Here is a 13,206-nt window from a genome sequence, read left to right on the forward strand (position 1 = left end):
GGATCACCCTTCGCGGGCGGGCGGGATTCTCGGGTGCGAGGTCTCGTGCTCTGCGTGACGGTTCGGCAGGACGGTCGGCAGTTCGTTGACCGATTCGATCGTCTTCTTCGGTCCCCGAACCCGTTTGAAGAACAGATAGCCCACAAAGGCCGCGATCAGGGTGACCGTCACCAGGATGAGGAACACGATGAGGAATGCCAGCCAGCGCCAGACCCACTCGTCGAGCAACTCGGCGAGGAAGAAAAAGAAGAAGAAGCTGGAGTACAGCGCCATCACACCGGCGACGATCAGCAGCCCCGTGCCCGCGCCGGCCTTCTTCGCCTCGGTGACGAGTTCGGCCTTGGCGAGCGCGACCTCGGATCGGAACAGGGTGGAGACACTGGTGGTCGCGTCCTTGACCAGGCTTCCGATCGTCGGCTCACCGTTACGGCCGGCATTGGCGTCGGAGAGCGGGATCGACGGGACGGAGTCCCGGCCCGCGTCGGGCAGGCCGTGCTCGTTGGGGCTCACAGAATCCTCCGTTGTTCGGCTGATGGCCATATGTTGCCATGCGAGCGCCGCTGACGTGGCGGCCCACCCATGGGTGCGTCGGGGAGTGCCCGAACGTGCGATGCGCCACCGGCGGGAGTTCGCCGGTGGCGCATCGAGTCAGGACAGGCCCGCAGGGGACGGTCGTCCGGGCGGGATCAGGCCTTCTTCGCGCGAATCGCTTCGAAGACCGACGGGTCGACGAGGGTGGAGGTGTCGCCGAGTTCGCGTCCCTCGGCGACGTCCTTGAGCAGGCGGCGCATGATCTTGCCCGACCGCGTCTTGGGCAGTTCGGGCACGACGTTGATCTCGCGGGGCTTGGCGATCGGCGAGATCTCCACCGACACCTGCTGACGCAGTTCGGCGATCAGCTGGTCTCCGGTGTTCTCCACGCCTTCGCGCAGGATGACGAAGGCGACGATGCCCTGGCCGGTGGTCTCGTCGGCGGCGCCGATGACCGCGGCTTCGGCGACACCGGAGTGGCCGACGAGGGCCGACTCGACTTCGGCGGTGGAGATGCGGTGACCGGAGACGTTCATGACGTCGTCGACGCGTCCGAGGACCCAGAGGGCGTGGTCCTCGTCGTAGCGGGCGCCGTCGCCGGCGAAGTACCAGCCCTGCTCGGCGAAGCGTGACCAGTAGGTTTCGCGGAAGCGCTCCTCGTCGCCCCAGATGCCGCGCAGCATCGACGGCCACGGCTGGTCGAGCACGAGGTAGCCCTGCTCGCCGGCGCCGACGGGGTTGCCCTGGTCGTCGACGATGTTGGCGCTGATGCCGGGCAGCGGTTTCATCGCCGAGCCCGGTTTGGTCGCGGTCACCCCGGGCAGCGGCGAGATCATGATGGCGCCGGTCTCGGTCTGCCACCAGGTGTCGACGATCGGCGCGGAGTTGCCGCCGATGACCTCGCGGTACCACTTCCAGGCTTCGGGGTTGATCGGTTCGCCGACGCTGCCGAGCAACCGGATGGTGGAGAGGTCGTGGGCGTCGGGGATCTCGCGTCCCCACTTCATGAAGGTGCGGATCAGCGTCGGGGCGATGTAGTAGATGCTGACGCCGTACTTCTCGATGATCTCGAAGTGGCGGTGTTCGTTGGGGGAGTTGGGGGTTCCCTCGTAGACGACTTCGGTGGCGCCGTTGGAGAGCGGGCCGTAGACGAGGTAGGAGTGGCCGGTCACCCAGCCGATGTCGGCGCCGCACCAGAAGACGTCCCGGCCTTCTTTGTGGTCGAACACGTAGTGGAACGAGTAGCTGACCTGGGTCAGGTAGCCGCCCGAGGAGTGGACGATGCCCTTGGGCTTACCGGTGGTGCCCGAGGTGTAGAGCAGGAACAGCGGGTGCTCGGCGTCGAACGCCTCGGCCTCGTGGGTGTCGGACTGCTCGTCGACGGTGTCCTCCCACCACACGTCGCGGCCTTCGACCCAGTTGAGGTCGGGGTCGTGGTTGGTCCGACGGACCACGAGAACCTTCTCGACCGACTTCGCGGCGTCGTCGCCGGTGCCGAGCGCCTCGTCGACCTGGGTCTTCAGCGGTGCCGGCTGGCCGCGGCGGTACTGCCCGTCGGTGGTGATCACGAGCTTGGCCTCGGCGTCGTCGACGCGCGAGCGCAACGCTCCCGAGGAGAAGCCGGCGAACACCACGGAGTGGGTGAGTCCGAGGCGGGCGCAGGCGAGCATCGAGATCAGGGCCTCGGGGACCATCGGCATGTAGATGGCGACGCGGTCGCCGGCGACGAGTCCGATGGACGAGAAGTAGTTGGCCGCCTTGCTCACCTCGGCGAGCAGCTGGCTGTAGGTGAGGTCCCGGGTGTCGCCGGGTTCCCCGACCCAGTGGATGGCGACTCGGTCGCCCTTACCTGCGGCGACGTGGCGGTCCACGCAGTTGACGGCGACGTTGAGGGTGCCGCCGACGAACCACTTGGCGAACGGGGCGTCGGACCAGTCGAGGGTCGTGGTGAAGTCGGTGGCCCAGTCCAGCCTCCGGGCCTGTTCGGCCCAGAACTCGAGGCGATCGGCATCAGCATGGTCGTACATCTCGGCGGTGCCGTTGGCCTGGGCGGCGAACTCGTCGGAAGGTGGGAATGCCTGGACGGTGGAGGACATCGGTGAGAAGGGCCTTTCGCTGTCGACGGCGGTCACTCAACAGTAAGGTGACCCGACGTCAGTACGGGGAAACAGTGTGAGCGTAGTCACGTCGACGTCGACCCAGGAACCGTCCCGTATGCGAACGCAACCGATTCGCGACGAACGGCCGGTGGGTGACGACGAACGGTAGGACGCCCGTCGGCGGCGACCGGAGTCGGCGACGCTTCGTTTCAGCCGGGCGACTGACTCGGCGGTACGAACAATAGGCCGCACGGAATTTCGAAACGGCGACTAACAATGAGGGTTCATTAATTCCGGATTCGAGGGAACGGGGAAGCGCCTCTGGCCTCTGTCGCCGCCGTACCGCGCGAGACCGAGGGTGTCCTGGAAGGGATGGCCGTCGACGCAACTATCGTCGGTTCGTGACCACCGACCCATTGTTGCCCCTGCTGGAGCTACCCGGCGTCTCCTCGGCTGCCGATCGCGCACGTGACGCTCTCTCCGCGGTCCACCGGCACCCCGCCAACCTGCGAGGATGGGACAAGACCGCCACCGAGGCCTCGTGGCGGGCCGGTCGCTCCTCGGCCGCCATCGACGGCGGAAGCGTCGAGCTCCGGCGTGACGGCGACTTCGACGACCCGATCCTCGCGGGCGCGATGCGGGTGTCGCAGGCACTCGACGGCGACTCCCTGGTCACGATGACCTCGGTGATCCGGCGGGCGCCGGCCCAGGCTCTGGCGCGGCTGCACACTCTCGCCGCCGCCGACCTCGTCGACGACCCCGATGAGCTCGGGCGGCCACGGAGTGGGACGGATGTCGGCGAACGTCTCAATTTGTTGGGGCAGTTGACAACCGGGGCGACGTCGGTTCCGGCGCCCGTGCTCGTCGCGGTGGTCCACGGCGAGCTGCTGGCCATGAATGCCTTTCCGACCGCCAACGGCGTCGTCGCCCGCGCCGCGTCTCGGCTCGTCGCCGCCGCCACCGGGTTGGACCCGCACTGCCTCGGCGTGCCGGAGGTGACCTGGTTCAAGCGGGTCGGCGAGTATCGCACGTTGGCGACGAGCTTCGGGACAGGTACCGAAGCCGGCCTGCGGGACTGGATCGTCTTCTGCTGCGAGGCTCTGGAAGCCGGTGCGGCGGAGGCGAAGTCGATCGCCGACGCGGCACGGGCGGGATAGCGGTCGGGGTTGCGTTTCTGTCCCGGACAGCGCTGCGGGCGGCCGCCGGCGTCGTAAACGACGCGGTTGCCGCCCGCGTAGCACGGACTCAAGTTACCAAGCGTGCTTGGTGGGTTGTGGTTACCGCCTCGGCGATTGACCGCGAGTCGGGATTGCGGACCGTCCACGTGCTGCCAGCTGTGTGCCGTTCCTCCCGGGCCTGGCGCCTCAGGGGAGGAAGGCGATGGCGCAACGAGTGTGGCGGTCGGTCGTCCTGACTGCGATGTCGCAGGCGCACAACACTTTTGCCATATGCGGCGTGCTCCGCGTGGGTGCTTGCCGCCCGTGCTGGGAAGTGCTCGGCGTGGGGGTCCGTTCCTTCTCTTCCGGATCGAACTTGGCCTTCCGAGTTTCCGTAACCACTGTTCTACACCGTGATGCCGGTCACATCAAGCGTTCAGTGTCGGAATGTCGGACAACTTGCATGCTTCAGCGAAAAATGTTGTTGCCCAGCGGGTTCCGAGGAGGAATGGGTGCATGGGGGTCTGATCGCGCACGATCCCGGCCCGCGGGGTGGTCAAGGGGACGTTGCAAAGACGTTGCGTGCTTTCCGCGCCGGAATCGCGTTTCTCGGATAACGCCCAACTCGGATTGCCCATTCGCGCTTCTTGTTACCCTGGAGTAGAACGGACATTCGCGAAAGCGATTGTTGTGCTTGCAAAGAATCCGAATCCGTGTGTATAGTCATCCTTACCCGGTTCTCATACCGGTGCGTTTCAGCCCGACCCCCCGGGGCTGAAACGTGACGACCCCGGCCTCCTCCCCCCCTGGCCGGGGTTGTCCTCTGTCTGGGGTCTTTTCTACCCGTGGAACGCGCTGAGCGCGGCACGTTGTCCACAGGCTTCGGCCCCATCCCCAGACCGCCGGAATCCCACCGGTCGACGGGCTCCTCCGGCCGCATGATCGTCCGCATGCCCGACGAACTCCTGGTTCTCGTAGATCCCGAACTCCACGACGATGTCGCGCGGTGCGCCGCGGCGGCCGGCTACCTCGTACAGACGGCACCCGCCGATGACTGCCGGCGGGAATGGCTGACGGCCCGCGCCGTGGTCGTCGACCCGCCCGCCATCGCTGTCCTGAGCCGCGTTCGCCCGCCCCGCCGGCCCGGTCTGGTGCTGGTGAGTGCAACCGAACCGGGTGCGCACACGTGGCGGATGGCGATGGACCTGGGCGTCGAGGACGCGTCGACGCTGCCGGCCGAGGAGGGACGCCTCGTCCGGGTACTGACCGAGTGCCGGGTACCGCGACGCCGCCCGGCCGGCGTCGTCGCGGTCATCGGGGCCCACGGCGGTGCCGGGGCCTCGACACTGGCCGCCGCGGTCGCGCTGGCATCGGCCGACGCCGGCTCGCCCACGTTGCTGCTCGACCTCGACGACATGGGCGCGGGTGCCGACCTCCTGCTCGGCCTCGAACGTCGTCGAGGGCTGCGATGGCAGGATCTCTCGCTCGACGGTGGGGTCGTCGGCGGAACGGCACTGCACCAGGCGCTGCCGAGTGCGGGCGACGGTCTCGCGGTGCTGACCTCTCAGCGCCTCCCGGCTGCCGGGTTGAGTGTCGAGGCGGTCACCGCGGTCATCGATGCCGGCCACACCCACGGTGATCTCGTCGTGCTCGACCTGCCCAGATGCGACAGCCCGGTGGTGCGCGCGGCGATCGCGTCCACCGACGTCGTGGTCGTGGTGACCACTCCCACCGTCGGCGGATGCGCCGCGGCCCGGCGCATCGTCGATCGTGTCGTCGGCGACGAGGTGGCCGTCGAGCTCGCGGTGCGGGGCCCCTCGCCCGGCGGTCTGCGCCCACAGCAGGTCGCCGACGCGATCGGACTGCCGCTGCTCGCCGCGTATCGACCGGAGCCCCGCCTGGCGGTGCGGTTGGAGGGCGGCCCGCTGCGGCTGCGACATCGCGGTCCGCTCGGTCGTGCGGCACGAACGGTGTACACGAGGGTCGCCGAGCGCGGACGGCTCGCGTCGTGACGCGTTCCCGAACGGACGGTCAGGCCGACGAGGCGTTGCTGGACCGGGTCCGCTCGCGCTTGGCCGCCGACGCGTCCGACCCGAGTCCGGCGGTCATCGCCGACGCGATCCGCGCGGAGGCCGGGGGAGTGCTCGGTGACACCGACCTGCTCGCCGCGCTTCGATTCCTGCAGACCGAGCTGACCGGGGCGGGCAAGCTCGAGCAACTGCTCGCCGAACCCGACATCGCCGACATCCTGGTGTCCGGACCCGACGAGGTGTGGGTCGACCGCGGTTCCGGACTCGAGTCGACGACCATCCGATTTCCGGACGAGGCATCGGTACGACGCCTCGCGGGTCGGCTGGCACTCGGCGCCGGGCGCCGTCTCGACGACGCACAGCCCTGGGTGGACGGGCAGTTGTCGAACGTGGGGCGCCGCGGGTACACCGTGCGGCTGCACGCGATCATCCCGCCACTTGCCGCGGATGGGACCTGTATCTCGTTGCGGGTCCTGCGGTCGGCGTCCAAGGACCTGCCGAGCCTCGTCGACAGCGGCGCGATCCCGACCGAGGTCGTGCCGGTCATCGCCGACATCCTCCGGAAGCGCCTGGCCTTCCTGGTGATCGGCGGCACCGGAACGGGGAAGACGACGCTGCTCAACGCGCTGATCGGTGCCATGGATCCGCGCGAGCGGGTCGTCTGCGTCGAGGATGCGCTCGAACTCGCCCCGCGGCATCCGCAGGTGGTGCGGCTCGTCGCGCGGGCGTCGAACGTCGAGGGTGTGGGCGAGGTCCCGGTACGGACCCTGGTCCGACAGGCACTTCGGATGAGACCCGACCGGATCATCGTCGGGGAGGTGCGCGGTGGTGAGGTCATCGACCTCCTGACGGCGCTGAACACCGGGCACGACGGAAGCGCCGGAACGGTTCACGCGAACTCGACGTCGGAGGTGCCGGCCCGCATGGAAGCGCTTGCCGCACTGGGAGGTATGGCTCGCGACGCTCTCCACAGTCAGCTGGGTGCCGCGTTGCAGGTCGTACTCGGGGTGGCGCGGAACGCAGGTGGCACACGAGGTCTCGTCGAGATCGGGGTCGTTCGCCGGAACGACGCAGGGCGCGTGGCGATCGTGCCGATCTGGTTGCGTGACAGTGGTTTCACCTCTGATCGTCGACACTTCGACGCGCTGGTCGCCGCCGGTGGGCCGGTGTCGGGGAGTGGTCGATGATGTCGACGCCGGCCGCGGTCGCACTGGTGCTGGGCACCGCGGGTGTCGCGGTGCTGATGTCCGCACCGCCTCGGGCGACCCCCCGGCTCCTCGCGGTGTGCGGACACACCGCACCTGCGTGGTCGTCGACACCGGCCGTGCTGCTCCCGATGACGGCGCCGTTCGGTGCCCTCCTGGTGGGCGGGTTACCGGCCGCCGTCGCGGCGGGGATCGTCGTGACGATCGTGCTGTGGGTCCGCCGACGGCGACTGGCCGAGAAGCGACGTGATCGCCGGATGGACGAACTGCTTCTCGCGCTGTCGCTGATGATCGCCGAACTGTCGGTCGGCGCACCGCCGGTGCGGGCCTGTGAGGTCGCGGTCGCCGAACTCCGTCGTCGTGATCCGGGTGATGCGGGCTCCGGGTCCGGGATCGCGGACGGATTGGAGGCGATGGCTTGTCGTGCCGCACTGGGCGGTTCGGTGATCGACCCGGCGTCCGGGGCCGACGCCCGCGTGGGCGGGGAAACGGACGGGGAGTCGTGGCGTCGCATCGGAGTGGCCTGGCAGATCGCCGACGACCGCGGTCTGCCGATGGTCGACCTCCTCGGTGCGGTGCGTTCGGATCTACAGGCCCGGCGGGGTTTCGCCGATCGAACCCGGGCCGGACTGTCGGGGCCCCGGGCAACCGCAGCGGTCCTGGCCGGTCTGCCGCTCCTGGGGATAGCGCTGGGACAGGCAACGGGTGCGGGACCGATCCAGGTCCTCCTCGGCGGAGGGCTGGGTGGCATTCTGCTGATGGCCGGGTGCGGCCTGGTGGCTGCGGGCATCGGCTGGTCGGAGCGCATCACCGGAAAGGTGCTGGCGCATTGACCCCTGGTGGGATGACGGGTGCGGCGTGTTCGGCGGTCCTGCTCGCCGCGGCGCTGTGGATCTGGCCCGCGCCGCGGTGGCTGTTGTATCGCGTGACCGAGCCGCCGACACCCCCTGCTCGCACGCCGCGCTGGCTGGGTGCCGGGCCCGCCCCCGACGACCCGTTCGCGATCGCGTCGTCGTTCGACCTGTTCGCGGTGTTCCTGCGCGCCGGGTTGCCGGTGGGGACCGCGGCGTCGGTGGTAGCCGAACGCGCGCCGGCCTCGATGGCCGGCCCACTCGCCCACGTCGCGGACCTGCTGCAGCTCGGTGCCGATCCGGACGCGGCATGGTCGGTCCTCACCGACGGGGGCGGGTCGTCCGACGACCATCTCGATGCGCTCGCCGCGATGGCCCGCCGATCGGCGCGGGCCGGCTCGTCACTTGCGGGCGGACTCGCCGAACTCGCCGAGGACGTGCGGCGCCGGGCGCACGACGACGCCCTCGCGGCCGCGGAGCGGGCAGGTGTCGCCATCAGCGGCCCGCTCGGACTGTGCTTCCTCCCGGCGTTCATCTGCCTCGGCATCGTCCCGGTCGTCGTCGGGCTCGCCTCGACGGTTCTGGGTTCGGTCTGACGCACTGTCGGTACGCCGACGCACAATGGCCTCCATGAGCGACTCGGGATCTCGACACCACGCGATCGACTACATCGAACTCACCGTCACCGACGCCGCCGAGGCGAAGGCCTTCTACGCCGCGGCGTTCGGCTGGGAGTTCAACGACTACGGGCCCGCGTACGCCGGGATCGTGAATCCGGGCGGCCCGGATCTGCCCGAGGTCGGTGGCCTCGCGACGAGCGACACCGCCGTCGTTCGCGGTGGCCCGCTCGTGTTGCTCTACTCCGACGACCTGGACGCCACCGCGGAGAAGGTGCGTGCCGCGGGCGGTGAGATCGTCAACGGGCCCTACGCGTTTCCCGGCGGCCGCCGGTTCCATTTCACGGACCCGAGCGGCAACGAACTCGGGGTGTGGTCGACCTCGTAGCCGACCTCCGGCCGGGTCTGCCCGCAGGCCCGGCATGGTCTCGAAATCCGAGGGATCCGAACCGGGACGCGGTGCGTCCAAGTAGCTGTAACACCGCAAGTACTTGCAACACCGTTTCCCGCGGTTCCATCGACTCCCAGGAGAGACCATGTCACGCATCATGTTCCGGACTCACCACGACACCCCTGCCGCTTCGGGGCACGATCGCGGCGCCACGATCGGACGTCTCGGCGCACACATGACCCGCCTCATGACCGACGACGAAGGAATGTCGACCGCGGAGTACGCGATCGGGACGATCGCCGCGGCCGCCTTCGGTGCGATCCTCTATACCGTGGTCACCGGAGACAACATCGTGAGTGCGTTGACCGGCATCATCGGAAAGGCTCTCAACACCTCGGTCGGCTGATGAGCCGTCGGAATCGGTTGAGACGCTTCGTCGCCGACGAATCGGGGATGGTGACCGTCGAGGCCGCGTACGCCGTCGCGGCGATCGTCGTCATGGTACTGATCGCCGTTGGCGCCATCGCCGCGGTGACCACGCAGATCCGATGCACCGACGCGGCGCGCGAGGTGGCGCGATTGTCCGCCGCGGGAGATGTCGCGGCGCGAGAGGCTGCGCAACAGCTCGCCGGAGACGATGCCCGGGTGTCGATCTCGGCCTCGGACGAGCATGTCGTCGTCGAGGTCCGGTCAGACGTGGCGATGCTGCCGGGGTTGACGATCTCGGCGCGGGCAGTGGCGGCGAAGGAGCCGACAGGTGCCGACGAGGTGGTGTTCGCGCCCGGGGTCGGACCGTGAGGGCCGGTCGGGGACTCGTCGCCGACGACGATGGTCACGCGACGGTGTTGGGTGCGTTCGTGATCGCGGCGTTGGCCGGTGTCCTCGTGATGGTGATCTACGTCGGGGGTGCTGTGCTGGCGCGCCATCGGGCCCAGTCGGCAGCCGATCTGTCGGCGCTGGCCGCGGCAATCGATCACGTCGCCGGTGAGGTGGATCCGTGTGCGTCCGCGCGAGACCTGGCCGGGCGGCAATCCTCCGGCGCCGAACTCGTCGGGTGCCGCATCGTCGGGGAGGACGTGGTGGTGACGGTACGGGTGCCGGTCGAACTCGGGAGCTTCGGAACGAACGACGCGACGGCACAGGCCCGGGCGGGACCCGTCGGCTGAGTCGACGTCAAGTCGGCGACTGCTGACGCCGGACCTAGCCGCGCCCGTCCGCGTCCACCGAGATCCGTTTGGGATACACCCGGATGGATTGCATGGGAGCAAACCACAATTGGTGGAAGTGCACGTCGGTGTCACCGCGGTAGGCGAGTTCGAAGGCATCGGTGCCGGTGTTCATCGGGATCCACGTCCGGGCGGCCCGAACGAACGACGACCAGTGGATGAGCTCTCCTTCGGTGAGGAAACCTCCTGCCGCTGCCCACGTCTCGCCGGACTGCGCATCGGACGACGCCAGGTAGACCTCGCCGAGTGACGCGGTGACCCGCGGGCCGACCATCGCCGTCTGGAGGTACCACTGCGCGGTCGTCACGACGTCGGTGAATCCTCCGGAACGGGCGGCGCACCACGCGTAGTGGAGGTCCAGGGCGTCGAGTGCCTCCTCCTCGGAGAAGAACACATCGCGTTCGCCGATGGAGGACGGCAACTGGTCGGTGTTCTGCGTCGGTCGGGCGAGCAGGAAGAAGGCCCGGGAGGGTCGAGTGACCTGACGATAGGTATGTGTCCCCCGGTCGGATGCCTCGTCATGCATGGGCCAAGTATTCCCGACGGAGAAGATCCAGGACGGCTACTGCGCCATTCTTGTCCAGCGGATCGTTACCGTTGCCGCATTTGGGACTCTGGACGCACGATGGGCAGCCGCTCTCACAACCACAGCTGGCGACGGCGTCGCGGGTGGCGTCGATCCAGGTCAGGAAAGCCGAGTGCCCTCGCTCGGCGAAACCGGCGCCACCCATGTAACCGTCGTAGACGAAGACCGTCGGCAGCCCGGTGTCGGGGTGGAGGTCGGTGGAGAGACCACCGATGTCCCATCTGTCGCAGGTCGCCACCAGTGGAAGGAGGCCGATCGCCGCGTGCTCGGCGGCATGGAGCGAGCCCGGCAACCGGGTCTCGTCGATTCCGGCGTCGGCCAGCGACTCCGGTGTGAGGGTGTACATCACGGCGCGGGTGTTCAGTGTCTGTTCGGGCATGTCGAGTTCGACGGCGTCGAGTACTTCGCCGGTCCGCAACGTGCGCAGATACCCGACGACCTGGTGCGTGACGTCGACCTCGACGAACGCAACCGTCAACGGACCGAATCGTCGGCTCGCGAGCGTCGCGGTGATGGTGATGTCGGTCGTCTCCCGCGCCGACGTCGTCCAGTCCGGATCCTCCGGGTGGGCCAGCGCGAGACCGTCGTCGAGGTCGAGTTCGTCGACCAGATAGGTTTCGCCCTGGTGGATGTGGACGGCGCCGGGGTGCACGGTCGACATCGCACGACCGGTGTCGACCGTACCGAGCAGTTGCGATGTCGTGGTGTCGACGATGAGGACCTGCCCGCCGATCCCGCCGCGGATGTCGACGTCGGCGTGGGGCTCGGTCCCGGCGGTGACATACCACCCGGACTTGCGTTTGCGGAGCAGACCTTCGCTCGCCAGGTCGTGCGCCACGTCGCGGGCGTTCCAGGCGTCGATCTCCTTGTCCGACAGCGGTTTCTCCATGGCGGCGCACAGCAGATGCGGACCCAGGATGTACGGGTTGGCGGGGTCGGTGACGGTGGCCTCGACGGGTTTGCCGAGCAGCGACTCGGGATGGTGCACGAGGTAGGTGTCGAGCGGATCGTCGCGCGCGACGAGTACGACGAGCGAGTCGCCGGACTCGCGCTGGCGCCCCGCCCGCCCCGCCTGCTGCCAGAACGAGGCGACCGTCCCGGGATAACCGCTGACGATCACGGCGTCGAGCCCGCTGATGTCGACGCCGAGTTCGAGCGCATTGGTGGTGGCCACGCCCAGCAGCTCCCCGTCGGAGATGGCCTTCTCGAGACGCCGTCGATCGTCGGCGAGATAACCCGCCCGGTAGGCGCCGATCCGGGACTCGAGCTCGGGGGCGCTCTGCGACAACAGGTGCCGCGCGCTGAGCGCCGTGAGCTCCACACCCCGCCGGCTACGGGCGAAGCACAGCGTGCGAGCCCCTTCGACCACGAAATCGGCCAGCAGACGGGCGGATTCGGCGCCGGCCGAGCGGCGGACCGGTGCGCCGTTCTCGCCGGTGACCACGGGCAGGAAGTCGGGCTCCCAGAGGGCGACGGTCCGCTCGCCGCGGGGAGATCCGTCTTCGGTCACCGCGACGGCCGGCTCGCCGATCAGCCTGCCCAGCGCCTCTGCCGGCTCGGCGACCGTCGCGCTCGCCCCGATGACGATGGGATCGGCGCCGGCCGCCCGCGCGATGCGCAGCAATCGCCGCATCACCAACGCGGTATGGGACCCGAACACCCCACGATAGTGGTGGCATTCGTCGACGACGATGAATCGGAGATGCCGGAAGAACTGACGCCAGCGGTGGTGATGGGACAGAATCCCGATGTGCAGCATGTCGGGGTTGGTGAAGATCCAGCGTGAATGGGCGCGCGCCCACTGACGGATCTCGGGGTCGGTGTCGCCGTCGTATGCGCACGGCTGCAGATGCCCGAACTCCGGCCGTCCGGCGATGATCGACGACACCGCCCGGATCTGGTCGGCGCCGAGTGCTTTTGTCGGTGCGAGGTATAGCGCCGTCGCATTCTTTTCGTTCAGCAAAGCGGTGAGAATGGGCATTTGATACGACAACGATTTGCCTGAGGCGGTACCCGTGCAAATAGCGACATGATTTCCGTGGAATGCGGCGTCGGCCGCGCGCGCCTGGTGAGTCCACACCTTCTCGATGCCGTTGTCGGCATAGGCGTCGATCAGAGCTTGCGGCACCCACTCCGGCCAGTCGTCGAAAGATGCTGAGCGCGACGGGATTACCGACAGGTGAGTGAGAGGGGAGGGGTCGGCGTCGGAACCCGCGAGGGTCCGGGCCAGCAGCCCTGTCCCGAATGTGGAGTACTGCATCTTCTGGTGACAACTCTTCGAAATAGTGTCGCTGCGTGGTCCCTGACCTGCGGCGATGTTACCGGCTGATGTCGTTGATCTGAAGTTTGACGAGGTTTTCACTCACTTTGGTTCGTGTGACTATCGCTGGGGGACCGAACATGATTGACTGGTTCCGGCCGCAGCTTTCGCGACCCACCGCCCGGTGGGCGACAAGCATGTTGCAGCCGTGGTACTGAGGTTAGTTTGGCGGATCGATGCAGATCTTCGCGGG

Annotated in this window: 13 protein-coding genes; 9 read left to right on the top strand and 4 right to left on the bottom strand. The window is 68.4% G+C overall.

The features are described 5' to 3' along the window. Positions 1–3: 3 nt before the first annotated feature. Together KTR9_RS02950 and acs are read right to left on the bottom strand one after the other, a co-directional pair. Positions 4–510, bottom strand: coding sequence for a phage holin family protein (locus KTR9_RS02950; protein WP_014925140.1), 507 nt, complete (start codon positions 508–510; stop codon positions 4–6). Positions 511–686: 176 nt separating this feature from the next. After that, positions 687–2,627: an acetate--CoA ligase gene (gene acs / locus KTR9_RS02955; protein ID WP_010844254.1), complete on the bottom strand. Its 1,941-nt coding sequence runs from the start codon at positions 2,625–2,627 to the stop codon at positions 687–689. A gap of 404 nt (positions 2,628–3,031) precedes the next feature. Here acs and KTR9_RS02960 point away from each other — a divergent pair, with 404 nt between their 5' ends. From KTR9_RS02960 to KTR9_RS03000, 9 genes are all read left to right on the top strand, one after another. Then, entirely contained in the window at positions 3,032–3,787 is a 756-nt protein-coding gene (locus KTR9_RS02960) for a hypothetical protein (RefSeq protein WP_010844253.1), read from the top strand. 950 nt (positions 3,788–4,737) lie between these two features. Then, a complete protein-coding gene (ssd, locus tag KTR9_RS02965) occupies positions 4,738–5,799 on the top strand; it encodes a septum site-determining protein Ssd (RefSeq protein ID WP_044507553.1) in 1,062 nt (353 codons plus the stop codon). Then, positions 5,796–7,004, top strand: a complete 1,209-nt coding sequence (locus tag KTR9_RS02970; protein ID WP_014925142.1) for a TadA family conjugal transfer-associated ATPase — start codon at positions 5,796–5,798, stop codon at positions 7,002–7,004. Before ssd ends, KTR9_RS02970 begins: the two co-directional genes overlap by 4 nt. Then, the gene (locus tag KTR9_RS02975) at positions 7,001–7,855 is read left to right on the top strand and encodes a type II secretion system F family protein (RefSeq protein ID WP_014925143.1); all 855 of its coding nucleotides are present in this window, start codon (positions 7,001–7,003) and stop codon (positions 7,853–7,855) included. Before KTR9_RS02970 ends, KTR9_RS02975 begins: the two co-directional genes overlap by 4 nt. 11 nt (positions 7,856–7,866) lie before the next feature. Further along, on the top strand, positions 7,867–8,469 hold the full coding sequence (locus KTR9_RS02980) for a type II secretion system F family protein (RefSeq protein WP_014925144.1): 603 nt from the start codon (positions 7,867–7,869) through the stop codon (positions 8,467–8,469). A 34-nt stretch (positions 8,470–8,503) separates the two neighbouring features. Next, a complete protein-coding gene (locus KTR9_RS02985; RefSeq protein WP_014925145.1) occupies positions 8,504–8,878 on the top strand; it encodes a VOC family protein in 375 nt (124 codons plus the stop codon). 148 nt (positions 8,879–9,026) lie between these two features. After that, entirely contained in the window at positions 9,027–9,287 is a 261-nt protein-coding gene (locus KTR9_RS02990) for a DUF4244 domain-containing protein (RefSeq protein ID WP_238554020.1), read from the top strand. Next, the gene (locus KTR9_RS02995; protein WP_014925147.1) at positions 9,287–9,679 is read left to right on the top strand and encodes a TadE family type IV pilus minor pilin; all 393 of its coding nucleotides are present in this window, start codon (positions 9,287–9,289) and stop codon (positions 9,677–9,679) included. The genes KTR9_RS02990 and KTR9_RS02995 overlap by 1 nt, the downstream gene beginning before the upstream one ends. Further along, positions 9,676–10,047, top strand: coding sequence for an Rv3654c family TadE-like protein (locus KTR9_RS03000; RefSeq protein ID WP_044505733.1), 372 nt, complete (start codon positions 9,676–9,678; stop codon positions 10,045–10,047). Before KTR9_RS02995 ends, KTR9_RS03000 begins: the two co-directional genes overlap by 4 nt. Positions 10,048–10,081: 34 nt before the next feature. Here the strand turns inward: KTR9_RS03000 and KTR9_RS03005 are convergent, their stop codons facing one another. Next, positions 10,082–10,633 (bottom strand): hypothetical protein, encoded by a 552-nt coding sequence (locus tag KTR9_RS03005; protein WP_035718080.1) that lies wholly within the window; start codon positions 10,631–10,633, stop codon positions 10,082–10,084. After that, positions 10,626–12,953, bottom strand: a complete 2,328-nt coding sequence (locus KTR9_RS03010; RefSeq protein WP_014925150.1) for a DEAD/DEAH box helicase — start codon at positions 12,951–12,953, stop codon at positions 10,626–10,628. Before KTR9_RS03010 ends, KTR9_RS03005 begins: the two co-directional genes overlap by 8 nt. Between the last annotated feature and the right edge of the window lie 253 nt (positions 12,954–13,206).

It is taken from the genome of Gordonia sp. KTR9 (assembly GCF_000143885.2).
Taxonomy (GTDB): Bacteria; Actinomycetota; Actinomycetes; order Mycobacteriales; family Mycobacteriaceae; genus Gordonia.

What these genes read in the sequence shown, in the direction of transcription:
- KTR9_RS02980 (WP_014925144.1), top strand. Translation starts at nt 7,867, where the DNA reads ATGACGGGTGCGGCGTGTTCGGCGGTCCTGCTCGCCGCGGCGCTGTGG.
- KTR9_RS02995 (WP_014925147.1), top strand. Translation starts at nt 9,287, where the DNA reads ATGAGCCGTCGGAATCGGTTGAGACGCTTCGTCGCCGACGAATCGGGG.
- KTR9_RS02975 (WP_014925143.1), top strand. Translation starts at nt 7,001, where the DNA reads ATGATGTCGACGCCGGCCGCGGTCGCACTGGTGCTGGGCACCGCGGGT.
- acs (WP_010844254.1), bottom strand. Translation starts at nt 2,627, where the DNA reads ATGTCCTCCACCGTCCAGGCATTCCCACCTTCCGACGAGTTCGCCGCC.
- KTR9_RS03005 (WP_035718080.1), bottom strand. Translation starts at nt 10,633, where the DNA reads ATGCATGACGAGGCATCCGACCGGGGGACACATACCTATCGTCAGGTC.
- KTR9_RS02990 (WP_238554020.1), top strand. Translation starts at nt 9,027, where the DNA reads ATGTCACGCATCATGTTCCGGACTCACCACGACACCCCTGCCGCTTCG.
- KTR9_RS02985 (WP_014925145.1), top strand. Translation starts at nt 8,504, where the DNA reads ATGAGCGACTCGGGATCTCGACACCACGCGATCGACTACATCGAACTC.
- ssd (WP_044507553.1), top strand. Translation starts at nt 4,738, where the DNA reads ATGCCCGACGAACTCCTGGTTCTCGTAGATCCCGAACTCCACGACGAT.
- KTR9_RS03010 (WP_014925150.1), bottom strand. Translation starts at nt 12,953, where the DNA reads ATGCAGTACTCCACATTCGGGACAGGGCTGCTGGCCCGGACCCTCGCG.